The sequence below is a fragment of the Streptomyces violaceoruber genome (assembly GCF_033406955.1).
GTDB lineage: Bacteria > Actinomycetota > Actinomycetes > Streptomycetales > Streptomycetaceae > Streptomyces > Streptomyces violaceoruber.
On sequence record NZ_CP137734.1, the window covers coordinates 5,883,101 to 5,904,691 of the forward strand.

Annotated in this window: 20 protein-coding genes; 7 read left to right on the forward strand and 13 right to left on the reverse strand. The window is 71.9% G+C overall.

The window, feature by feature from the left end; translation table 11 throughout:
* The first annotated feature begins 6 nt into the window (after positions 1-6).
* From R2E43_RS26200 to R2E43_RS26210, 3 genes are all read left to right on the forward strand, one after another.
* Complete coding sequence (locus R2E43_RS26200) at positions 7-561, forward strand: nuclear transport factor 2 family protein (protein ID WP_011028337.1); 555 nt, start codon at positions 7-9, stop codon at positions 559-561.
* 46 nt (positions 562-607) lie between these two features.
* Positions 608-1,369: a membrane protein gene (locus R2E43_RS26205; protein ID WP_011028336.1), complete on the forward strand. Its 762-nt coding sequence runs from the start codon at positions 608-610 to the stop codon at positions 1,367-1,369.
* A 79-nt stretch (positions 1,370-1,448) separates the two neighbouring features.
* Positions 1,449-2,714 (forward strand): lytic transglycosylase domain-containing protein, encoded by a 1,266-nt coding sequence (locus R2E43_RS26210; protein WP_011028335.1) that lies wholly within the window; start codon positions 1,449-1,451, stop codon positions 2,712-2,714.
* Between the two features lie 27 nt (positions 2,715-2,741).
* Here the strand turns inward: R2E43_RS26210 and R2E43_RS26215 are convergent, their stop codons facing one another.
* From R2E43_RS26215 to R2E43_RS26250, 8 genes are all read right to left on the reverse strand, one after another.
* On the reverse strand, positions 2,742-4,391 hold the full coding sequence (locus tag R2E43_RS26215) for a pyridoxal phosphate-dependent aminotransferase (RefSeq protein ID WP_332056623.1): 1,650 nt from the start codon (positions 4,389-4,391) through the stop codon (positions 2,742-2,744).
* Between the two features lie 117 nt (positions 4,392-4,508).
* The gene (locus tag R2E43_RS26220) at positions 4,509-5,657 is read right to left on the reverse strand and encodes an aldose epimerase family protein (RefSeq protein WP_016326127.1); all 1,149 of its coding nucleotides are present in this window, start codon (positions 5,655-5,657) and stop codon (positions 4,509-4,511) included.
* A gap of 67 nt (positions 5,658-5,724) precedes the next feature.
* Positions 5,725-6,969 carry a multiple monosaccharide ABC transporter permease gene (gene mmsB / locus R2E43_RS26225; protein ID WP_030863909.1) on the reverse strand — a complete coding sequence of 415 codons (1,245 nt, stop codon included), beginning with the start codon at positions 6,967-6,969 and terminating at the stop codon, positions 5,725-5,727.
* Positions 6,966-8,516: a multiple monosaccharide ABC transporter ATP-binding protein gene (gene mmsA / locus R2E43_RS26230; protein ID WP_030863924.1), complete on the reverse strand. Its 1,551-nt coding sequence runs from the start codon at positions 8,514-8,516 to the stop codon at positions 6,966-6,968. The genes mmsB and mmsA overlap by 4 nt, the downstream gene beginning before the upstream one ends.
* Positions 8,517-8,548: 32 nt before the next feature.
* Complete coding sequence (chvE, locus tag R2E43_RS26235) at positions 8,549-9,658, reverse strand: multiple monosaccharide ABC transporter substrate-binding protein (RefSeq protein ID WP_003976402.1); 1,110 nt, start codon at positions 9,656-9,658, stop codon at positions 8,549-8,551.
* 94 nt (positions 9,659-9,752) lie between these two features.
* The gene (locus R2E43_RS26240; protein WP_011028332.1) at positions 9,753-10,724 is read right to left on the reverse strand and encodes a hypothetical protein; all 972 of its coding nucleotides are present in this window, start codon (positions 10,722-10,724) and stop codon (positions 9,753-9,755) included.
* 135 nt (positions 10,725-10,859) lie between these two features.
* On the reverse strand, positions 10,860-11,876 hold the full coding sequence (locus R2E43_RS26245) for a zinc-dependent alcohol dehydrogenase (protein WP_003976404.1): 1,017 nt from the start codon (positions 11,874-11,876) through the stop codon (positions 10,860-10,862).
* Positions 11,873-13,039, reverse strand: coding sequence for a mandelate racemase/muconate lactonizing enzyme family protein (locus R2E43_RS26250; RefSeq protein WP_011028331.1), 1,167 nt, complete (start codon positions 13,037-13,039; stop codon positions 11,873-11,875). Before R2E43_RS26250 ends, R2E43_RS26245 begins: the two co-directional genes overlap by 4 nt.
* Positions 13,040-13,253: 214 nt before the next feature.
* On the opposite strand from R2E43_RS26250, the gene R2E43_RS26255 reads away from it, so the two are divergent.
* A complete protein-coding gene (locus R2E43_RS26255; protein WP_030863927.1) occupies positions 13,254-14,003 on the forward strand; it encodes an SCO2400 family protein in 750 nt (249 codons plus the stop codon).
* A gap of 12 nt (positions 14,004-14,015) precedes the next feature.
* Here the strand turns inward: R2E43_RS26255 and R2E43_RS26260 are convergent, their stop codons facing one another.
* Together R2E43_RS26260 and R2E43_RS26265 are read right to left on the reverse strand one after the other, a co-directional pair.
* Complete coding sequence (locus R2E43_RS26260) at positions 14,016-14,897, reverse strand: GNAT family N-acetyltransferase (protein ID WP_030863928.1); 882 nt, start codon at positions 14,895-14,897, stop codon at positions 14,016-14,018.
* A gap of 60 nt (positions 14,898-14,957) precedes the next feature.
* The gene (locus tag R2E43_RS26265; RefSeq protein WP_003976408.1) at positions 14,958-15,413 is read right to left on the reverse strand and encodes a MarR family winged helix-turn-helix transcriptional regulator; all 456 of its coding nucleotides are present in this window, start codon (positions 15,411-15,413) and stop codon (positions 14,958-14,960) included.
* Positions 15,414-15,532: 119 nt separating this feature from the next.
* Between R2E43_RS26265 and R2E43_RS26270 the strand changes: the two genes are divergently transcribed.
* The 3 genes from R2E43_RS26270 to R2E43_RS26280 all read left to right on the forward strand — a co-directional run bounded on the left by R2E43_RS26270 (position 15,533) and on the right by R2E43_RS26280 (position 17,993).
* Positions 15,533-16,555, forward strand: coding sequence for an NADP-dependent oxidoreductase (locus R2E43_RS26270; protein WP_030863931.1), 1,023 nt, complete (start codon positions 15,533-15,535; stop codon positions 16,553-16,555).
* A 116-nt stretch (positions 16,556-16,671) separates the two neighbouring features.
* A complete protein-coding gene (locus R2E43_RS26275; RefSeq protein ID WP_003976410.1) occupies positions 16,672-17,091 on the forward strand; it encodes an organic hydroperoxide resistance protein in 420 nt (139 codons plus the stop codon).
* Between the two features lie 77 nt (positions 17,092-17,168).
* Entirely contained in the window at positions 17,169-17,993 is an 825-nt protein-coding gene (locus tag R2E43_RS26280; RefSeq protein WP_011028326.1) for an EI24 domain-containing protein, read from the forward strand.
* Here the strand turns inward: R2E43_RS26280 and R2E43_RS26285 are convergent.
* The 3 genes from R2E43_RS26285 to R2E43_RS26295 all read right to left on the reverse strand — a co-directional run bounded on the left by R2E43_RS26285 (position 17,965) and on the right by R2E43_RS26295 (position 21,481).
* The gene (locus R2E43_RS26285; RefSeq protein WP_030863934.1) at positions 17,965-19,263 is read right to left on the reverse strand and encodes a C15 family peptidase; all 1,299 of its coding nucleotides are present in this window, start codon (positions 19,261-19,263) and stop codon (positions 17,965-17,967) included. The two genes, R2E43_RS26280 and R2E43_RS26285, sit on opposite strands and share 29 nt — an antisense overlap.
* A gap of 290 nt (positions 19,264-19,553) precedes the next feature.
* Entirely contained in the window at positions 19,554-20,525 is a 972-nt protein-coding gene (locus R2E43_RS26290) for an aldose epimerase family protein (protein ID WP_011028324.1), read from the reverse strand.
* Between the two features lie 38 nt (positions 20,526-20,563).
* A complete protein-coding gene (locus R2E43_RS26295; protein ID WP_003976414.1) occupies positions 20,564-21,481 on the reverse strand; it encodes an SGNH/GDSL hydrolase family protein in 918 nt (305 codons plus the stop codon).
* Between the last annotated feature and the right edge of the window lie 110 nt (positions 21,482-21,591).

The window sequence follows — 21,591 nt, forward strand, 5'->3', positions numbered from 1 at the left end:
CAGCCCATGAAACGCGCGGTCCGCCTCCTCGGCGTCGGTCGCTCCCGGCCGCTGCCCGCCCTGGCCCTGGCTCTGGCCCTCACCCTCGTCGCGGGCGGCTTCGCCGCCTGGGCCGGGCAGGACTGGTACCGGGCGGCCCACGACGAGCAGGCCGCGTACGCCGCACAGCGGGACGCGGCACTCTCCGCCGGCGAGCAGGCCGTGCAGAACCTCAACACGCTCGACCACCGTGAGCTGAAGCGCGGCCTGGACCTGTGGGAGTCGTCCACCACCGGCGAACTGCACGAACAACTCGCCTCGGGTCGGGAGGAGTTCACCGCCCAGATGAAGGAGGCGAAGACGGTCAGCACGGCCCGGGTGCTGTCCGGCGCCGTCACCGAACTCGACGACCGCGCCGGACGCGCCCGGGTGCTGGTCGCCCTGCGCGTCACCGTCGAGGCGGCCGACGGAGCGAAGAGCGACAAGGACAGCCGGATGCTCGGCGAACTCACCCGGACCGACGGCCGGTGGAAGCTGAGCGCCCTGGGCCAGGCGCCCGTCGGCGGGACGTCGACCGGCTGAGCCGGTCCGTACCGCGAGAGCCGGCCGCAGCGAGGAGGACAGCACCATGTCGACGACCCGTCACCACATCAACCGCCAGCGGCGCCGCCAGGCCCGCGAGACCCGGCCCGCCGCCCCTGCCGGGCGCCCGCAGAGTACGCCGGTCCGGACCGGCGGGCGCGGCGCCACGACCGTCCTGACGCCCGTCGGCGCCGACCCCGCCGACCCGCCCGCCGCCGGGGACGAGAAGGCCGCCCCCGCCCGGTCGCGCCGCCCCGCGGTCCTCGTGCTGCTCTGCGCGCTGACGGTGCTCCTCGGCGGCTTCGCGGGCTGGGCGCACGCGGAGGCCGAGGGGCTCAGGTCCGAACCCGCCCGGAGCAACACCGCGCTGACCGATCTCGCCCGCACCAGCGAGATCAAGGGCCAGGTGGCCAAGGCCGTCGACCGCCTCTTCTCCTACGACCACGCCGACCCCGGCGCCCTCGACAAGGCGGCGCGGGACCTCCTGACGGGCAAGGCCGCCGACCAGCACCGCGACCTGCTCGCCGACGTCCGCGCACGGGCCGACGAGCAGAAGGCGGTGATCACCACGACGGTCACCGAGAGCGCCGTCGAACGCCTCGACGGCGACCGGGCCCGGGTCCTCGTCTACGCCGACCAGAGCAGCGTCGCCACCACCGGGAAGAAGGCCGCGACGGACAAGGAGAGCAAGACGGACGGGGCGGCCGCGCAGGACGAGGGCGTGTACGCGGCGGCCATGCTCGCCGTCGACGTCGTGCACCGCGACGGACGCTGGCTGGTCTCCGCCCTCGACACCTTCGGCCGCTGAGCCGGACGACCGACCGACCGCCCTCGTGGGCCACCTCCCCGCCCCCGCATCTCCGACGGATCCGACAGGAGTGACGACCATGTCCGTACGCCGTGCCCGACGCCTGTACTCCGGCCGGGCCCGCAAGGGACTGCGCACGACCGCGCTCGCGGTGGCGGCCATGGCGGCCCTCACCGCCTCCCAGGCCCCCGGCCTCACCCCGGACGCCGAGGACAGCCACGCCGGGCCGGCCGCCGACGACCTGGGCCTGCCGACGGCGGACGGACCGTTCGCCGCGCTCGCGCCACCGGGCGACGGCTCCTACCACACCGAACTCCCGCCCCTGAGGACGCGGAAGGGCGGGGGACCGGTCCCGCCCGCACTCGGGCCGGAGATCCGCGCCCAGTCGGGCATCCCGGCCACCGTGCTGCGCGCCTACCGCGCCGCCGAGACGGCCGTCGGCAGGACGGACCCCGGCTGCCGGCTGCCCTGGGAACTGCTCGCGGCGATCGGCAAGGTCGAGTCCGGCCAGGCACGCGGCGGCGCGGTGGACCGCAACGGTACGACCCTCGGCCGGATCACCGGACCGCCCCTCGACGGGCGGGGCTTCGCCCTCATCCGGGACACCGACGGCGGCGCCCACGACGGCGACACGGTGTACGACCGGGCGGTGGGCCCGATGCAGTTCCTGCCGTCGACCTGGGCCCGCTGGGGTGCGGACGGCAACGGCGACGGCCGCGCCGACCCGAACAACGTCTTCGACGCGGCGCTGGCGGCCGGGCACTACCTGTGCGTCGGCGACCGGGACCTGGGCCGGGCCGCGGACCTGGACCGGGCGGTCCTCAGCTACAACAACTCCCGCACCTATCTGCGCCTGGTCAGGTACTGGCTGGAGTTCTACAGCCGCGGCGTCCACCCCGTCCCCGACGGCGAGGGCGTCCTCCCGAGGAGTCCCGGCGCGGGCGGCGACACCCGGGCGACCGAGCCCGTCGACGGCGCGGGCGGCGGGGGCCACGGGAACGCCGAGGGCGGTGGGGACGGCGGCATCGTCATCGGCCCGGACCCGGGCACCACGCCGGGCAGCCCCGGTCCGTCCACCCCGCCGGCGCCCTCGCCGAGCCAGGACCCCTCCCAGCCACCCACCGAAACCCCCACCGAGACGCCCACCGGGTCTCCCGGCGGGACCCCCACCGACACCCCGGCGCCCTCGCCGGACCCGACCGGTGCGAGCCCCTCGCCCACCCCCACGGACGACTGCACCGCGGAACCGGGAACCGCGTCCCCCGACCCCACGGCCTCCCCGACGGACGCACCCTGCCCGAGTCCCTCGGACACCGCACCGGCACCGGGCACCTCGGCCGGGTAGGGGCGGCCGGGCGGTCCGGCCACGGGGTCAGCCCGCCCGGCCCATCCCGGCCGCGTTCGGCCAGCCCGTCGCCGGGACCGACTCCAGGCCGTTGGTGCCCCTGACCTGGGCGGCCGTGAGACCGCCGCGGGCCGGGACGCCGGGCGGGGTGGGCCCGAACGGCGGTGGGTACGCGGCGGCGGCCGGGGCGGGTGCCGGAGCCGGGGCTGGCATGGGCTGCGGGGCCGGTGCCGGGTGGGGGACCGGCACCGGCACCGGCCCGGGATACGGCACCGGCTGGGGGACCGGCACCGGCTGGGGCACCGGCGCGGGGCCGGGCACGGCGGCCGCCGCCGGAGCCACCGGCACCGCAGGGGGGAGCGGCATACCGGTGCCGGTGCCGGTGCCGGTGGCGGGGGCCGGAGCGGCGGCGAGCCCCGGGTCACCGGCACCGGCGGCCTGAGCGGTGATCGCGCGCATGCCGGAGCCGTTGGTCTCGTACATCAGGCGGTCCACCGCCGCCGTGCCCGAGCTGTAGCCGGTCCCTGTGGCCGGCCCGGGCACGGCGGCTCCCCTCCCGGCCCCGTAGAGCACCTGTTCCAGGCCGGACACCAGACGACGAACATCGACCTGGGGGCGCACCACGAGACGCAGGAAGCGGCTGGACGAACCGATCTTGTTGCCGCACTCCCGGACCAGTACCCGGTGCTCGGTGAGCATGCGGTCGCGCACGGCGGTGCCCTCCGCGCCGACCGGAAGCCGGACGAAGAGGAAGTTGCCCTGGGACGGGTAGACGGTCAGGCCGGGCAGCGCGGACAGCTGGGCGGCCATCTCCAGGCGGTCGCGCCGCACCTGGTGCAGGCTCCGCGCGTACTCGGGACCGTGGTCGCGCAGCATGAACACCACATGCTCCGCGAAGGAGTTGAGGTTCCACTTGGGCAGCATGGCGCGCACCCGGCCCGCGAGCGCCGGGTTGGCGACGAGATAGCCGAAGCGGATGCCGTGCAGCCCGAAGTTCTTGCCGAGGCTGCGCAGCACGACGACGTTGGGACGCAGCATCGCCTCCTGGACCACGCTGGGTTCGGCCTCCGCGTCGGCGAACTCCAGGAAGGACTCGTCGATCACGACGAGGTCCCGGTCGGCCATCGCGTCCATGAACTGCACCAGCGCCTGCTTGTGCAGATAGCCGCCGTCGGGGTTGTTGGGGTTGCAGACGACCACGGCCCGGGTGCCCCGGGCGCGGACGAACTCGCCGTACCGGGCGAGGTCGAGGGCGAAGCCGCCGGCCTCCTGGAGCGGGAACATGTCGACCCGCTTGCCGGTCTCCATGGGCTGGTCGGTCCAGCGGCCGAAGGTGGGGACGGGGACGGCGAGGGACTCCCGGACCAGGAGATGGTCGATCCAGGTGATCAGCTCCGTGGAGCCGTTGCCCATCGCCACGCACTGCGGCGGGAGCTGGAGCAGACTGCACAGCTCGGCGGTGATGGTGTCGGCGCTGCTCGGGTAGTACGTGACGATGTCGCGCAGCCGGTCGGCCAGCTCGTCGAACATCGCCGGGGTGGGGAAGTACGGGTTGCAGGGGATGCAGAAGTCCACCGGTCCCGCGCCCGCCGCCTCGCCGCTCTCCCGCGCCAGCGCCGCCATCGAGGGGCTGTGCGCCGCGGTGCTGCGGAACAACGAGGTGACGTTCCCGGACAAGTGGACCTCCGTAAGTGGGCGGCCCGCGTGGGGGACACGGGCCGCCCCTGTATACGGAGGCGGACGGGGCACCGTTCAACGGGTGTGAAGAAAGTGTGCCCGCGCCCCTGTCGTCGCCTAGGCGTCGAAGGAGTGCACCGTCGACGTCCGGTAGGTCTCGCCGGGCCGCAGCACGGTCGACGGGAACGACGGCTGGTTCGGCGAGTCCGGGAAGTGCTGCGTCTCCAGGCACAGGGCGTCGCCCTGGCGGTAGAGGGAGCCGCCGGTGCCGGTCAGGGTGCCGTCGAGGAAGTTGCCCGAGTAGAACTGGAGTCCGGGCTGGTCGGTGGCGATGCGCAGGGTGCGGCCGGAGGCGTTCTCGCGCAGGGTGGCGATGTGCTCGGGGCGGTCGGTGATGCCCTTGTCGAGCACCCAGTTGTGGTCGAAGCCCTTGGCGGTGACCAGCTGCGGGTGGGCGTCCCGGATGTCCCGGCCGATCGGCTTGGCCCGGCGGAAGTCGAAGGGCGTGCCGGACACCCGGGCCAGTTCTCCGGTGGGGATCAGGCCCGCGTCGGTGGGGGTGAAGCGGGAGGCGGCGATCGACAGCTCGTGGTCCTCGATCGTGCCGCTGCCCTCGCCGGCCAGGTTCCAGTAGACGTGGCTGGTGAGGTTGACGACGGTGGCCTTGTCGGTGGTGGCCTCGTAGTCGATGCGCCAGTCGCCGCGCCGGGTGAGGGTGTACGTCACCTTCGCCCGGAGCGTGCCCGGGTAGCCCATCTCGCCGTCGACGCTGGTGTAGTGGAGCACCAGGCCGGTGTCCGAGCCGTGGGTGAAGGGCTCGACGTCCCAGACCCGGTAGTCGAAGCCGAGGGCGCCGCCGTGCAGGGAGTTCTCCCCGTCGTTGACGGAGAGCTGGTACTCCTTGCCGTCCAGGGTGAAACGGCCCTTGGCGATGCGGTTGCCGTACCGCCCGATCAGGGCGCCGAAGTGCGGGCTGCGGGCGACGTAGTCGTCGAGGTTGTCGAAGCCCAGCGAGACGTTGGCGTAGCGGCCCCGGCGGTCCGGGATCTCCAGGGACTGCACGACGCCGCCGTACGACAGCACCTTCATCCGCGTGCCGCCGTTCTCCAGCGACCAGCGGTACACCTTCGTCCCGTCGGCGAGCCTGCCGAAGAGTTCCTTCACGGGTTTCCTGCCTCCCGAGGCGTGCGCCGTGCCGCCGACCGCGGTGGCGGCCACGCCGGCCGCTGCCGCCGACGCGATGACCGTTCGTCTGCTCAGTTCCATACGTGCGGCTCCTGTACTTCCGTGAGAAGAAGCGGGCCCCGCCGTCGGTGGCGGGGCCCGAGATCCGTTACGAACCGACCTTGCGCTTGTTCCACACGTCGAACCCGACCGCCGCCAGTAGGACCAGCCCCTTGATGACCTGCTGCCAGTCGGTACCGATGCCGACGAGGTTCATGCCGTTGTTCAGCACGCCCAGGACGAGCCCACCGATGATCGCGCCGAGTACCGTGCCGACGCCGCCGCTCATCGAGGCACCGCCGATGAACGAGGCGGCGATCGCCTCCAGCTCGAAGTTGAGGCCCGCCTTGGGCGAGGCCGCGTTGAAGCGGGCGGCGAAGACCAGGCCCGCCAGGGCCGCGAGCATGCCCATGTTCAGGAAGACCAGGAAGGTGACCTTCTTGTCCTTCACGCCCGACAGCTTGGCCGCGGGCAGGTTGCCGCCGATGGCGTAGACGTGGCGGCCGACGATCGCGTTGCGCATCAGGTAGCCGAAGCCGACCAGGAGCCCGGCCAGGATGAGCAGTACCACCGGAGCGCCCTTGTAGCTGGCGAGCAGCAGGGTGAAGATCACTACGACGGCGGTCAGAGCCGTCAGCTTGACCGCGAACAGCTTGGCCGGCAGGACGTCCAGCGAGTACTGCTGCTGGCGCTTGCGGTCGCGGACCTCCTGCCAGAGCACGAAGCCGATCAGCACGATCCCGAGCAGCACCGTGAGGTTGTGGTAGTTGGTGTTCGGACCGACCTCGGGCAGGAACCCGTTGGCGATCTTTTGCAGGCTCTCAGGGAAGGGGCCGAGTGTCTGGCCCTTGAGGAAGACCTCGGTCAGACCGCGGAAGACCAGCATGCCGGCGAGGGTGACGATGAAGGACGGCATGCCCGCGTAGGCGATCAGGAAGCCTTGCGCCGCACCCGCGACCGCGCCGATGGCCAGGCAGAGCACCACAGCCAACGGCCACGGTATGTCGTGCTGGACCATCAGCACGGCAGCCACACCGCCGGTGAAGGCGGTGACCGAACCGACCGACAGGTCGATGTGTCCGGCGATGATGACGATCATCATGCCGATCGCCAGAATCAGGATGTAGCTGTTCTGCAGAACCAGGTTGGAGACGTTGCGGGGCAGCAGCAGGTCGCCCCCGGACCATACGGCGAACAGCGCGACGATCACGCCGAGCGCGATCAGCATGCCGTACTGCCGCATGTTCTGCCGCATACCGTCCAGCAGCAGCCTGAGCAGGCCGTCGGCCTCGCCCGTTCTGCTGCCACCCGGTGGCGCGGGCGCCGGGTTCTTGGCAGTCACGTCGGTGCTCATCGTGTTACCTCTTTGTCCTTCGTCATCTGGCGCATCAGCACGTCCTGTGCGGCCTCGGCCCGGGAGAACTCGCCCGTCAGCCGCCCCGCGGCCATGGTGTAGATGCGATCGCACATGCCGAGCAGTTCGGGGAGCTCGGAGGAGATGAAGAGGACCGCCTTGCCTTCGGCGGCCAGCTTGTCGATGACCGTGTAGATCTCGAACTTCGCACCCACGTCGATACCGCGGGTCGGCTCATCCAGGAACAGCACGTCCGGTCCCACGAATATCCACTTGCTGAGGACGACCTTCTGCTGGTTGCCGCCGGACAGCTTGCCCACCCGTTCCGCCACATTGGGTGTCTTGATGTTCATGGACTCGCGGAACCGCTCGGCGACCATGCGTTCCTCGTGCTCGTCGACGACCCCGCGCCGGGCCACCTTGCCCAGTCCGCTGAGCGAGATGTTGCGACCGATGGTGTCGTCCAGGTTGAGCCCGTAGTGCTTGCGGTCCTCGGTGACGTACGCGATACCGTGCGCGACCGCTTCCGGCACCGTCTTCGTCCGTATCTCACGGCCGTCCTTGAGAACCGTTCCGCCCGCGTACCGGCCGTAGGTGCGACCGAAGACACTCATCGCGAGTTCGGTGCGGCCGGCTCCCATCAGCCCGGCGATGCCGACGATCTCACCGCGCCGTACGTTGATCGACACTCCGTCGACGACCTTGCGCTGCTGGTCGATCGGATGGTGGACGGTCCAGTCGCGGATCTCCAGTGCCGGTGCTGCGCCGGCCTCCGCCCGGTGCGGGGTGCGCTCGGGGAAACGGTGGTCGAGGTCGCGGCCGATCATGCCGCTGATGATCCGGTCCTCGGTGGTCTCCCCGTTCTTCACGTCGAGGGTCTCGATGGTGCGGCCGTCCCGGAGGATGGTCACGGAGTCGGCGACCGTGCGGATCTCGTTGAGCTTGTGGGAGATGATGATCGAGGTCATCCCCTGCGACTTCAGCTCCAGGATCAGTTCCAGGAGTTTGGCACTGTCCTCGTCGTTGAGCGCGGCCGTCGGCTCGTCGAGGACGAGTAGCTTCACCTTCTTCGACAACGCCTTGGCAATCTCCACGAGTTGCTGCTTGCCGACGCCGATGTCCGCGACCCGGGTCTGCGGGTGCTCGTGGAGACCGACTCGGCGCATCAGCTCGGTGGCCCTGCGCAGAGTCTCGTTCCAGCTGATGACGCCGCGCGTCGCCTGCTCGTTGCCGAGAAAGATGTTCTCCGCGATCGACAGGTACGGCACCAGGGCCAGCTCCTGGTGGATGATCACGATGCCGTGCTGCTCGCTCGCCCGGATGTCCTTGAACCGGCAGGTCTCGCCCTCGAAGAGGACGTCTCCCTCGTAACTGCCGTGCGGGTGGACTCCGGAGAGGACCTTCATCAGGGTCGACTTGCCGGCGCCGTTCTCCCCGCAGATGGCGTGGACCTCGCCCTGGCGAACGGTGAGCGTGACGTCCGACAGCGCTTTGACACCGGGAAAGGTCTTGACGATCGAGCGCATTTCCAGGACGGGTCCCGCCATGGTCGTGCCTTCCAATCCTTGAGGGGGCCCGGTTAGTTGAGCTTGTCCGCGGAGTAGTAGCCGCCGTCGACGAGGATCTTCTCCCAGTTGCTCTTGTCGACGCTGACCGGCTGCAGCAGGTAGGCGGGGACGACCTTGGAGCCGTTGTCGTACGACTTGGTGTCGTTGACCTCGGGCTTCTTGTCGTTCAGAACCGCGTCGACCATGCTCGCGGCGACCTTGGCGAGCTCGCGCAGGTCCTTGAAGACGGTCTGGGTCTGCTGGCCCGCCTTGATCGACTTCACCGAGGCGATCTCGGCGTCCTGGCCGGTGACGACCGGCATGGCCTTGCTGCCGGAGCCGTAGCCGTCCGACTTCAGGGCGGACAGGATGCCGATGGAGATGCCGTCGTACGGCGAGAGCACCGCGTCGACCCGGGCGCTGCGGTAGCTGGAGGTGAGCAGGTCGTCCATGCGCTTCTGGGCGGTGCCGCCGTCCCAGCGCAGGGTGGTGACCTGGTTGAGGTCGGTCTGCTTGGAGCGGACGACCAGCTGGCCCTTGTCCATGTACGGCTTCAGGACCTTCATCGCGCCGTTGAAGAAGTACCGGGTGTTGTTGTCGTCGTTGGAGCCGGCGAACAGCTCGATGTTGAAGGGGCCCTTCTTGCCCGCCTTCAGGCCGAGCTTGTCGACGATGTAGCCGCCCTGGAGCTCGCCGACCTTCTCGTTGTCGAACGAGGCGTAGTAGTCGACGTTCTCCGTGCCGAGGATCAGCCGGTCGTAGGAGATGACCGGGATGTCGGCGTCCTTGGCCTGCTGCATGACGTTGCCGAGGGACTTGTTGTCGATCGCGGCCACGATCAGGGCGTCCACGCCCTGCGTGATCATGTTCTCGATCTGCGAGACCTGCTGGTCCGGGTCGTCCTCGCCGAAGACCAGCTTGGTCTTGAAGCCCTTGGCCTTCAGTTCCTTCTCGACGTTGGCGCCGTCGGTGATCCAGCGCTCGGACGACTTGGTCGGCATCGCGATGCCGACGGTGGCGCCGTCGCTGCCCGACTTGTTCTCCTCGCTGCCACCCTCGCCGCTCTGGCCGCAGGCGGTCAGGGTGAGGGCGAGCGAGGCGGCCGAGGCTATCGCGGCGAGTGCGGCTCTGCGGTTGCGCATGGTCATCATCCTTGAGGTGAGGGCTGGGCGGCGAGGCAGGTGTGTGGGATTGTGCGCGGTCGTGTCGTCTTTTGAGAAGGGAGTTTCCGGAACGTTATGACGAGATCTCGAACCGGTTGAGCGGACCCGGCAGCCGGGTGCCGAGCGGCGCCATGTCGCCGTCCGCCCCGTGCCGGGCGAGCAGATCGAGGGCGAGCCGACCGCGGCGCACCCGCTCCTTCGCGGTGGCCAGCGTGAGTTCCCGCAGGTGATGGCCGTACGGATAGATCCCGGGCGCCTTGGACAGGCCGAACTTCAGGTACAGCGGGGCGCCGCGCCGGACCAGCTCGGCGACCTCGTACATGCGGACATAGCCGCCGAGGTCGTCGGGAGCCTCGATGTACATGTCCATCGGCGCGGCCGAAACCCGCCGTATTTCGGTCAGGTGATCCGGCGTCAGATCGCTGGGCACGTTGATGGAGTCGGCGCCGAGCCGCTCGTAGACCGCGTACGAGGCCGGGTTGACCGGACCGACGAGCGCGGAGAGCTTGAGCGTGGTGTCGGCGGGGAGGATGCCGGCCGCACGGGCCCGGTGCAGCGTCCACAGCACGCCCTCGTCGGCGACCAGCAGGCACTTGACGCCCAGCTCGCTCGCCCGCACGGCGTCCTCGACGCACCCGGCGACCGCGGCGTGGCCGCGCGCCCTCAGGCCCGCGCCGCCCGAGTCGGTCCGGGTGGAGCCGCCGATGTCCCAGGTGCCGCGCGGGCCGGTGAACAGGCAGAGCTCGATGTCGCGTTCGGCGGTGGCCTCGACCATCTCGGTGATCTCGGCGTCGGTCAGCATCCACACGCCGCTGCCCTGGCTGATCCGGTGGATCGGCACGTCGAGGCGCGAGGACTCCTTGAGCACCACCCCCAGCGCCTCCGGACCCTCGCAGGACGGGATCTCGGTGCGCCAGCGGCCGCCGCCCGGGAAGGAGTGCGGCGAGGCGTCGGCGGGGTCGGGGGCGGGCGCGGCCAGGCCGAGGGCGGTGAGGGCCTGCTCGCCGGGCCTGCGTGCGGCGGCCGTGGCGGGAGCGTCGGTCACAAGCGTTCCTTAGTGTTCGATATGTCGGACGAAGTTCGCGGCCGTGGGCGTGGGTGGCGTGGGCACGCGACGTCCGTTCCGGTGGGTGTACGCCGGTGCGGAGGCCGTCAGGTCGCCCCCGCACCGGCGTACGGCTCAGGGGAGGGCGTCCGGGCGCAGCAGCACCTTGCCGACCTTCGGGTCGCCGGAGCCCACCAGCTCGATGGCCTCCGAGAACTCCGCGAGCGGCAGCTCGTGCGTCACCAGCGGCCGCGGGTCGAGCAGACCGGCCGCGAAGACCCGCACCGTGTGCGCCCAGGCGTCCGGCGGCGCCCCGAAGACGGTGTGCACCTCCAGCTGCCGTACGACCAGGTCGGTCGGGTCGAGGCCGCCGGCGCCCGGCGCCGGGATGCCGGTCAGCACCAGGCGCCCGCCCCGGCGCAGCAGCGCGGCGGCCGTACGCGCGGCGTCCGCGGACCCGGCGGTCTCGATCACGACGTCGAAGTCGTCCGTCAGCGGCCGGTCCTTGGTCCGGAAGTCCGTCGCGCCGAACTGTCGCGACAGCGCCTCCCGGTCCCCGCGCGTACCGACGACCAGCAGCTCGGCGGGGGAGGCGGCGCGCAGGAACTGCACGGCGAACATGCCGAGCGTGCCCGTGCCGACCACGGCGACGCGCTCGCCCGGCCGGGCGTTCGCCTTCAGCGCGGCGGCGGCGATGCAGGCCGCGGGCTCCAGCAGGGCGGCCGCGGTGAGATCGGCGTCGTCGGGCAGGGCGTGCAGCAGCCGGGCGGGCAGAGTCAGCGTCGGGGCCATGGCGCCCGGCTGGGTGAACCCGGTCTCCTCGTACCCGGCCGTGCACAGCGTCGTCTCGCCCGCGTGACAGCGGTCGCACACCTGGCAGTTGCGGAAGCCCTCGCCCACCACCTTCCGGCCGACGAGCGAGCCCGGCACCCCGGCGCCGACCCGCTCCACGGTCCCGGACCACTCGTGCCCGGGGGTGAGCGGGTAACGCACGTACCCCTCGGGCCGGTTGCCCTGGTAGACCTCGCGGTCGCTGCCGCAGATCCCGGCGGCGTGCACCCGCACCAGCGCCTCGCCGGGCCCCGGTTCACCCGGCTCGTGCGGCACGAGCCGGTGCACCCCCGGCGCCTCGACGACGACGGCGCCGCTCATGCCCCGGTCCCCTTGGGGGCCCGCTTCTCCCAGCCCTCGGCCCACAGGTCGAACCGGGCCTGCTGCTGCGGGAACTCGGCCGCCGCGTCGGTGTCCAGCTCGACGCCGAGACCGGGCGCGTCGGAGAGGTGGAAGCACCCGTCCTCCGGGTCCACCCGCGGCGCCCCCTTCACGACCTTCTTGATCTCCGCGTCGGCGAAGTCGTTGAAGTGCTCGAGGATCTTGAAGTTCGGGGAGGTGAACCCGACCTGGAGGGAGGCCGCCGTGAGCACGGGCCCGCCGACGTTGTGCGGGGCGACCAGCGTGTAGTGCGTCTCGGCGGTCGCGGCCAGCTTCCGGGTCTCCCAGATGCCGCCGATGTGGCCGACGTCGGGCTGGATGACGTCCACCGACTGGTCCTCGAACAGCTCGCGGAACTCGATCCGGTCGTGGATGCGCTCACCGGTGGCGACCGGGATGTCGACCTTCTCGGCGACCTTCCTCAGCGCCTTGAGGTTCTCCGGCGGGACGGGCTCCTCCAGCCAGGCAGGCCTGAACGGCGCGAGTTCGCGCGCGAGCCGGACGGCGGTGGAGGGCGAGAACCGGCCGTGCATCTCCAGCATGAGCTCGGCGTCGGGCCCGATGGCGTCCCGCACGGCCTCGATCAGCGACACCGCGTAGTTCGTCTGCTGCTGGTCCAGCTCGAAGTGCCCGGTGCCGAACGGGTCGATCTTCAGCGCCCGGTACCCGCGCTCCATGACCCCCTGCGCGGCCTTGTGGTACGCCTCCGGCGTCCGCTCGGTGGTGTACCACCCGTTGGCGTACGCCTTGACCTTGTCGGTGACCTTCCCGCCCAGCAGCTGCCACACCGGGACACCGAGGGCCTTGCCCTTGATGTCCCAGCACGCCATCTCGACGACCGCGATGCCGGACATCACGATCTCGCCCGCGCGGCCGTAGTCGCCGTACTTCATGCGGCGGACCAGGTCCTCGACAGCGAACGGGTCGGAACCGACAATGTGGTTGGCCTCGGCCTCCTTCAGGTAGCCGAGGAGAGCGTCGGTGTGCCCCAGCATCCGGGTCTCGCCGACTCCGGTGAGGCCCTCGTCGGTGTGCACCTGGACGTAGGTCAGGTTGCGCCACGGCGTCCCGACCACGTGTGTGCTGATTCCGGTGATGCGCACGGCGGCTGCCCTTCACTGTGTTCGATATTTCGTCACTCGTTCGAAATGTTGGCGTGACAGTAAGGACGAGGTGGTGGGAGTGTCAATGGGTCGGACACATAACGGTTTCGGCAGTTTCACGGGTGGGGGAGAGGCGCCCTCGCCCGCTTCCCCACACAACTTTCACAGTGGCCTCTAGGAACGCACCCTTCCCGGAACTTAACCTTCCCGCGTCATGGACTACTGCCACCCGTGCCGACGGCACCTCAACGGCGCCCTCGCCTGCCCGGGCTGCGGCACGCCCTGCCACGAACTCCCAGCGCCGGAGGGCCATCTGACGGCAGGTGAGAAGAACCCGGCCCGGCCTGCGCGCGACGCGGCGGCGGACGCCGAGACCCCCGAGGAAGCCCTCGACGAGGGTGGGGACGCGGGTGCGGACGACGCCGCTCCCGGCGGCCGGTCCAGCCGCCGGGACCGCAAGGCCGCCGCCCACCGCAGGCGCCGCCGCCGCACCCTGCTCGTCGCCGCGGGCTTCGTCCTGGCGGCCGGGGGACTGAGCCTGGCCGAACTCGGCATGGACGCCCCGCACTCCCCGGAGAAACCGGCCGCCGCGGGCGGCGAGACGACGGACGGCGAGGCGACCAGGGAGGTGGGCGAGGCGTCGGCGGTCCCGGTCGGCGACGCCCCGGCAGCGACCACGACCACGACCTCGGGCACGCCGTCCCCCGGCGCATCGGCGTCGACAACGGTGTCGGCGTCCGCGTCGGAGTCCCCGGAGGCCACGGAGTCCCCGACGGCGACCGGGCCGGACTCCCCGTCGGCCTCCAGCCCTTCCTCCCCCGGCCCCACCGGTCCCGCTGACCCGGGCCCGTCCGCCCCCGAGTCCGACGACGATCCGCCTCCCACGACGACCCCCTCCCCGCCGGAGCCCCCGGACCCGACCCCGACGGAAACCTGCGACCGCTTCCTGTGGTGGTGCACGTAAGAACCCACCCCTTCATCGACGCGCCGGCGGGGCGAACCGGTACCCGGCGAAGTCGGCGACGTGGACATACCCGATGCGCCGGTAGAGGGCGTTGCTGGTGGGGTTGTCCGGGTCCGTGAACAGGACGACGTCCGTCGCCCCCGCGGCCAGCGCGGCGCCGCTCACCTCGACCGTCACGGCTCCGGCGTAGCCGCGGCCGCGAAGGTGGGCCGGGGTGTAGACGGGGTCCACCCGGACCATGCCGCCGACGGCCGGGGTCGCGGCCGCCATCGCCACGGGGGTGCCCTGCGGGGTCTCCCACAACGTGAAGTGCCGGTCGCCGAAGCGCGAGTCGTCCCAGGAGCCGGCGTCGATCAGGTCGATGGAGTGCTGCTCCCCGACGTCCACGCAGAACTCACGGCACCAGCGCACGACGTGCGCACGGTCCTTGCCGCTCGTGCGGCGCCCCCGGCCTTCCGGGGACGGCCGCGGCGCGGTGAGCGTGCCGAGACGGTAGAGATGCGTCCGCCAGAAGAGCTCCGGAACCGCGCCCGTGTGCCGCCGCCACGACTCGGCGAAAGCACCGGCGGTGTCGCGGTCCGCGACGACGTTGGCGGGGGAGTGGCCGAGGCCTGCCAGACGGGCGGCGAGGGCGTCGGTCTGCTCCGCGGAGAGGGGCGTGAGGCCCAGCCGACCGCGCGGAGTGAGATAGAAGACCGCACGCACCTCGCCGCCTGCCTCGAGCCGGCCGAAGACACCGGCCTCGGCGTCCTGCTCGGCCGCCCCGCGGCTCCGCAGTTTCTCGATGTCCGTCAGCGCCGTGTTGTGCAGGGCGGGACGCGAGGACAGGAAACCGCCGGCCCGGCCGAGGAAGCCGTCGACGTCGTGAGTGGGATACCAGTCGTCCGGAAGCATGCCGCATGATCCCAGGCCGCGCGGACGGCGACGCCGGATCGGTTCGGGACGCGGTGGCGGTCAGCCCTCCGGCGAGCCCTCACCGACCATCAGCCGCAGCGCGTCCCGCAGTGCCACCCGCTCCCCCTCCGAAAGGCCGGCGAGCGGCTCCCGGGCGAACCGCAGTGACTCCCGCAGCCCCCGGGCCACCCGGCGTCCCTCTTCCGTCGCCGCCGCGACCTTCACCCGGCGGTCGCCGGGGTCGGGGCGGCGCTCGACCAGGCCCCGCGCCTCCAGCCGGTCCACGATCCCCGTGACGTTCGACGGCTCGCACTTCAGCTTCTGGGCCAGCTTCCGCATCGGCAGCGGCTCCAGTGACAGCAGGCTCAGCAGCTTGGCCTGCGCCCCGGTCAGGGCGCGCTCCGCCGCCGCCTCCTCGTAGTCCGCGTGGAAGCGGGCCACGACCTCGCCGATCAGTTCGACGACTTCAAGGGTGAGAGCGTCGGGTCGGCGCGTGGTGTCGCGTGGTGTGGCCATGGAATCCAGGGTACCCATTTGTTTGACAAGCTGAAATGTTCAGCCGCATGGTTGTTTCAGAGCATGAAACATTCTCGGCGGCCCGGCCAAGTCCGAGCAAGCCCCAGGAAAGGTGCCCCATGACCGACTCCCCCGCCCTCCCCGCCGTCAACCGCGCATGGCACCTGGTCACCCGCCCGGTCGGCTGGCCGAAGCCCGAGGACTTCGCGCTCGTCGAGGCGGAGGTCCCCACCCCGGGCGACGGGCAGGTGCTGGTGCGCAACCTGTACGTCTCCGTCGACCCGTACATGCGCGGGCGCATGAGCGCCGCCAAGTCCTACGCCGCCCCCTACGAGCTGGGCAAGCCCATGCTGGGCGGCGCGGTCGGCGAGGTCGTCGCCTCCAACGCCGAGGGCATCGCCGTCGGCGACCACGTCCTGCACTTCCTCGGCTGGCGCGAGTACGCCGCCGTGGACGCGAAGAGCGCCGTCAAGGTGGACCCGGACGCGGCGCCCCTGTCGACGTACCTGGGCGTGCTCGGCATGACGGGGCTCACCGCCTACGCCGGCCTGCTGCGCACCGCCTCCTTCAAGGAGGGCGACTCCGTCTTCGTCTCGGGCGCCGCGGGCGCCGTCGGCAGCCAGGTGGGGCAGATCGCGAAGCTGAAGGGCGCCTCGCGGGTCATCGGCTCGGCCGGCTCGGACGAGAAGGTCAAGCTGCTCCTCGACGAGTACGGCTTCGACGCCGCCTTCAACTACAAGAACGGCCCGGTGAGCGAGCAGCTGCGCGCCGCCGCCCCGGACGGCGTCGACGTCTACTTCGACAACGTCGGCGGCGACCACCTGGAGGCCGCCATCGGCTCCCTCAACCTGAACGGCCGCATCGCCATCTGCGGGGCGATCTCCGTCTACAACAACACCGAGCCCGCGCCCGGCCCGAAGAACCTCGCCCGCCTCATCCAGACCCGCGGCCGCATCGAGGGCTTCCTGGTCGGCGACCACTACGACCTCCAGCCGAAGTTCGTCGAGGAGGTCGGCCCCTGGGTCCGCACCGGCGAGCTGAAGTACCGCGAGACCGTCGTCGAGGGCATCGAGAACAACCTGGAGGCGTTCCTCGGCGTCCTGCGCGGCGACAACACCGGCAAGATGATCGTCAAGCTCTGACCCTCCGGCGAGGAAGGAGCGGGCTTCACTGGACTTCCGGCATGCGGTAGCGTCATTCCGAAATCCGCCGTGATCGTGGGCGCGAGTCACGGCGGACCTAGGAGGAAGACACCCGTATGCCCATCCAGCAGTCCGAAGTCCTCTACACCGCCGTCGCCACCGCCGAGAACGGGCGCGACGGCCGGGTCGCCACCGACGACGGCAGGCTCGACGTCGTCGTCAACCCGCCCAAGGAGATGGGCGGCAACGGCGCCGGCACCAACCCGGAGCAGCTCTTCGCCGCCGGGTACAGCGCCTGCTTCCAGGGCGCCCTCGGTGTCGTGGCCCGCCAGGAGGGCGCCGACATCTCCGGTTCCACCGTCACCGCGAAGGTCGGGATCGGCAAGAACGACGACGGCTTCGGCATCATCGTCGAGATCTCCGCCGAGATCCCGACCGTCGACGCCGCCACCGCCCGGTCGCTGGTGGAGAAGGCCCACCAGGTCTGCCCCTACTCGAAGGCGACCCGCGGCAACATCACGGTGACGCTCGCCTGACCGCGACCGCGACCGCGACCGCGACCGCGACCCCGACCCTGGAACGGGCCGGCGCGCCGACCGGTAGAGTGCCGCCCATGCGTGATCTTGGGGCGGGGTTCGGCCATCTGCTGAAGGGCCAGCGCTGGGTGGCCCGGCACGGCAGGAGCTACGGCTTCGGGCTCGTCCCGGGCCTGATCACCCTGGTCCTGTACGTGGGCGTGCTGGTCGCGCTCGCGCTGTGGGGCGAGGACTTCGTCGCGTGGGTGACCCCCTTCGCCGACGACTGGTCGAGTCCCTGGCTCGGACTCTTCCGCGGCTTCCTCACCGCCGTGCTGTTCGCCCTCGCCCTGCTCCTCGCCGTCCTCACCTTCACCGCGGTGACCCTGCTGGTCGGCCAGCCCTTCTACGAGGCCCTCTCCGAACGCGTCGACCGCGACGTCTCCCCGGACGGCACGGCGCCCGAGTCCCCCCTGCCGCTCTGGCGCGAGCTGTGGATCTCCGGCCGCGACAGCCTGCGGATCCTCGTCCGCGCCCTGCTCTGGGGCGTGCTGCTCTTCGCGCTCGGCTTCATCCCGGTCGTCGGCCAGACCGTGGTGCCGGTGATCGGCTTCTTCGTCACCGGCTTCTTCCTCACCGAGGAACTGGCCTCCGTCGCGCTCCAGCGCCGCGGCGTCGAACTGCGCGAACGCCTCGCCCTGCTGCGCTCCCGCCGGATGCTGGTCTGGGGCTTCGGCACCCCGCTGGGCGTGTCCTTCCTGGTGCCGTTCGTCGCCGTGTTCCTGATGCCGGGCGCGGTCGCCGGCGCCACGCTCCTCGCCCGGGAACTGCTGGGCGAGGAGATCCGCGACGGCGCCGGCGAGCCGTCCGAGGGCGGTGCCGCCGCCCCGGCGGTCAGCCCCGGTCCGTCCCCGGAGCACTGACCGCCACGGCCACGATCGCCCGCGCCTGCGCCACGATGTCCAGCCTGTTGCGCACGAACTCCGGGTCGGTGACCGCCCCCGTCGCCGGATCGGTGTTCCCGGTCCCGAACTGAAGCACCGGCGTGTGCACGTGCCCGCCCGGCAGCGTGCCGTGCAGCCCGAGCCGGTCCCGCAGCAGCGTCGCGCGGTAGGCGATCTCGTTGGAGAGGTAGTTGCCGCCGCCGCCCTCCCGGGCCGTCGACCCGGGCGTGGGCCCGTCCGGCCGTACGACCGGCTCGTCGCCGCCCGCCGGGATCTCGGTCACGGCCGTGTTGTCGTACACCGGGAAGCGCCCGGTGTCCGCCGCCGTGATCGCCGCGTACGGCAGCGTGGTCGTCGTCCACTGCGGCTGCGAGGCCGGGTCGGCCACCGGGACCGTCTCCGTGCGGGAGACGTTGTCGTTGTCCGGGAAGCCGCCCCGCCAGGCGCCGTTGGTCCGCTCCACGTCGAACCGGCCGACCCGGCCCTGGCTCACCGTGGTGAACAGGTCCACCCGCGGCAGGTACGGCCGCAGCGCCCGCTCCACCGTCCCCTGCGCGAAGTCCGTCCAGCGCACCGGGAACACGGCCGTCTCCACCCGGGCGGGACCGTCCGGGGTGTCGATCACCGTGCCGTCCAGGGCGAGCGCGACGGCGCCGGAGGGGTTGGAGATCCGGACCTCCCGGTCCAGCGTGAAGGGGTCGAAGCCGGTGAGCAGCACCCGCTTGACGCCCTTGCCGTGCCCGCCGTGCCCGTCACGGTGGCCGCGCGGCAGGCGCAGGTCGGCCTGGCCGCGCGAGGTGCGCTCCAGCTCCGTCAGCAGCGCGGCCCGCTGCCGCTCGCCCAGACCGAACCCGGGCTCCCAGGTGCGCAGCTCGCGCGTCATCCCGAGCCGCGCCCAGTACAGCGGCCGGTCGTCGTCCCGGCTGAGGTCCCCGCGGGCCGGACCGCGCCCCTGCACCCGGTCCACCGCCCGCCGCCACAACGCCGCGCCCTCGCGCGCCACGACGGCACGCGCCTCGCGGTAGGAGTCCGCCCGCCCGAGTCCCCGGGCGAACGCCGGCGCCACCGCGGCGAATCCGGAGCGGCGCAGGATCTCCTGGGGCACCTCCCCGTCGAGCCGCCGCTCCTCCACGGTCGGTGCGGGGGCGGCACCGCCCGCCCCGGGAGCCGCCGTCGCCGTCGTGGGGGCCGCGAGCCCCGCCACCAGGGCCAGTCCGAGTACACCGATCCGAACACGTATGGGTCTCAAGGGAGTCCAGGTCCTTCCGTCGCCGTGGGGTGCTGCCGGAACGGCGGCAGTATCGCGTGACGGAAGGGGTACGCGCCATGGCGCCCGGCAGACCGACTCGTGGCTGTTTGTGAAGGGTTCGTACGAACTCCTGATCGGACGCCCGATCGCGGACCGCCGGATCGGCGCGGCGATTAACGTCTGACCCGGGACGCCCGCGAGCGCGCCGTCCCCGTGGACAGCCCCGGTCCGGGACCTGACGGCCGGGCCGGGGCTCGGCCACCCCGGCCGCCCGCCTCCTACGGCTACCGCTACCGCACCGAGAAGCCGTACACCGTCTCCGAGCGGAACACCTCGCCCGGCCGCAGCACCGTGCTCGGGAAGCCGGGCCGGTTCGGGGAGTCGGGGAAGTGCTGGGTCTCCAGCGCGATCCCGTCCCCGGGGGCGAACGGCTCGCCCAGGTGGTCGGCGGTGTACAGCTGGAGGCCCGGCTCGGTCGTCGCCACCGTGAGCACCCGTCCCGACGCCGGGTCGTACAGCTCGGCGACCTTTTCGGCGGCCTCGGTCACACCCTTGTCCAGGACGTAGTTGTGGTCGTAGCCCGAGCCGACCTTGCGCGCCCGCCGGAAGTCGAAGCGCGTGTCCGTCACGTCGTCGAGGCCGCCGGTCGGGATCAGGCCGGCGTCGACCGGCGTGATCCGGGAGGCGGCCAGCCGCAGTTCGTGCCCGCCCGCGTGCCCGGAGCCGCTCAGGTTGAAGTAGCTGTGGTTGGTCGGGTTCAGCACGGTCGGCGCGTCCGTGACCGCCTCGTAGGCGATCCGCAGCGCGCCCGACCCGTCCAGCGTGTACGTCACCGACATCTCCAGCCGCCCCGGAAAGCCCTCCTCGCCGTGCGGGGAGACCCGGCTCAGCCGGACGCCCTCCTCGACCGCCGCCACGTCCCACACGCGCTTGTCGAAGCCCCGGGTGCCGCCGTGCAGCGTGTTGGGCCCCTCGTTGGGCGCCAGCGCGTACGTCCGGCCGTCCAGCGGGAAGCGCCCGCCCGCGATCCGGTTGGCGTACCGCCCGACCAGCGCGCCGAAGTACGGCTCCGGGTGCGCCACATAGCCGTCCAGGTCCGCGAACCCCAGGACCACGTCGGCGGTGTGACCGTCCCGGTCCGGCACCTCGGCCGACTGCACGATCCCGCCGTACGACAGGACCCGTACCCGGACGCCGGCCCGCTCCAGGGTCCAGCGGTGTACCGGGGTGCCGTCGGAAAGTGTGCCGAAGAGTTCGCTCATGTGCGGAACTCTAGGACACGCCCAGGTCAGCGGCCGGGTCAGGGATTCTTCGCGGTGACCGCGCGGTAGGCGATCTCCGCCAGCCGGGCCTGGCCGTCCACACTCGGGTGGAACCAGTCCCAGTGGCTCAACTGGTCCGTGCCGAACCGGAACTCGTGCACCGCGCCGTCGTCGCTGCGGCACCGCCGGTCCTTCGCGCAGACCTCCCGCAGCACCTCGTTGTAGTCCGCCACCCGGTCGCGCACCGTGTTGCGCCGCAGGGTCGCCGCCGAGTCCAGGGAGTCCGCGTCGCCCAGCATCGACGGGCACAGGCCGAGCTTCCACACCTGCTTGCCCAGCGGGTTGGTGCGGCCCTGGGACCAGAGCCGCTTGAGGTCCGGGATGCTCGACACGTACACCTGCGCCTTGGGGAGCTTCTTGCGCAGGGTGGCCATCGCCTCCTCGAACTGCGCCCGGAAGTCCGCCACCGGCGTCATCGCCGAGGTCGTGGACCGGCACGCGTCGTTCGCCCCGGCCATCACCGCCACCAGCTCCGGCTCGCGCTGCGCCGCCCGCGTCACCTGAGCGGTCAGGTCCGCCATCCGGGCCCCGGTGACCGCGTAGTTCCAGCTGTGCTCGGCCGCGTCCGCCTTCCCCAGCAGCCGTACGGCCAGCGAGTCGACCTTCGCGCTGCTGCCGGTCGCCCACGACACCTCCGGGCAGTCCGACAGCACCGCACAGGCGTCGAAGCCGCGCGTGATGGAGTCGCCCACGGCGGCGACGGACGCCGGGCTGGTGTCCCAGGCGGGCGCCGTCCTCGTCCGCTTCGACGGGCTGCCGGAAGGAGCGGGTGAGTCGCCGCCCACGGAGTCGCAGCCCGCCACGCCCACGCCCAGGACGGCGGCGGTCAGGGCGGCGAGCGCGACACGCGCCCGGCGACGGCCGTACCGCGTCCGCTGGTCCGTCCCTCGACCCATACCGGTCCCACCCCTCGGCTCGTGCCTCCACCGTGCTCAACCCATGACACCGCGCGAGGGTTCCCGAGGGCGGCGATGCAACGTCTCACACCCGTACAAGCGTCCTGCCG

Bases quoted from the DNA above. Each gene is read 5' to 3' on its own strand.
- R2E43_RS26245 (WP_003976404.1), bottom strand. From the start codon at position 11,876: ATGAGCGGCGCCGTCGTCGTCGAGGCGCCGGGGGTGCACCGGCTCGTG.
- R2E43_RS26295 (WP_003976414.1), bottom strand. From the start codon at position 21,481: ATGGGTCGAGGGACGGACCAGCGGACGCGGTACGGCCGTCGCCGGGCG.
- R2E43_RS26290 (WP_011028324.1), bottom strand. From the start codon at position 20,525: ATGAGCGAACTCTTCGGCACACTTTCCGACGGCACCCCGGTACACCGC.
- R2E43_RS26200 (WP_011028337.1), top strand. From the start codon at position 7: ATGAAACGCGCGGTCCGCCTCCTCGGCGTCGGTCGCTCCCGGCCGCTG.
- R2E43_RS26270 (WP_030863931.1), top strand. From the start codon at position 15,533: ATGACCGACTCCCCCGCCCTCCCCGCCGTCAACCGCGCATGGCACCTG.
- R2E43_RS26205 (WP_011028336.1), top strand. From the start codon at position 608: ATGTCGACGACCCGTCACCACATCAACCGCCAGCGGCGCCGCCAGGCC.
- R2E43_RS26260 (WP_030863928.1), bottom strand. From the start codon at position 14,897: ATGCTTCCGGACGACTGGTATCCCACTCACGACGTCGACGGCTTCCTC.
- R2E43_RS26220 (WP_016326127.1), bottom strand. From the start codon at position 5,657: ATGGAACTGAGCAGACGAACGGTCATCGCGTCGGCGGCAGCGGCCGGC.
- mmsB (WP_030863909.1), bottom strand. From the start codon at position 6,969: ATGAGCACCGACGTGACTGCCAAGAACCCGGCGCCCGCGCCACCGGGT.
- R2E43_RS26265 (WP_003976408.1), bottom strand. From the start codon at position 15,413: ATGGCCACACCACGCGACACCACGCGCCGACCCGACGCTCTCACCCTT.
- R2E43_RS26210 (WP_011028335.1), top strand. From the start codon at position 1,449: ATGTCCGTACGCCGTGCCCGACGCCTGTACTCCGGCCGGGCCCGCAAG.
- R2E43_RS26255 (WP_030863927.1), top strand. From the start codon at position 13,254: ATGGACTACTGCCACCCGTGCCGACGGCACCTCAACGGCGCCCTCGCC.
- mmsA (WP_030863924.1), bottom strand. From the start codon at position 8,516: ATGGCGGGACCCGTCCTGGAAATGCGCTCGATCGTCAAGACCTTTCCC.
- R2E43_RS26275 (WP_003976410.1), top strand. From the start codon at position 16,672: ATGCCCATCCAGCAGTCCGAAGTCCTCTACACCGCCGTCGCCACCGCC.
- chvE (WP_003976402.1), bottom strand. From the start codon at position 9,658: ATGCGCAACCGCAGAGCCGCACTCGCCGCGATAGCCTCGGCCGCCTCG.
- R2E43_RS26280 (WP_011028326.1), top strand. From the start codon at position 17,169: ATGCGTGATCTTGGGGCGGGGTTCGGCCATCTGCTGAAGGGCCAGCGC.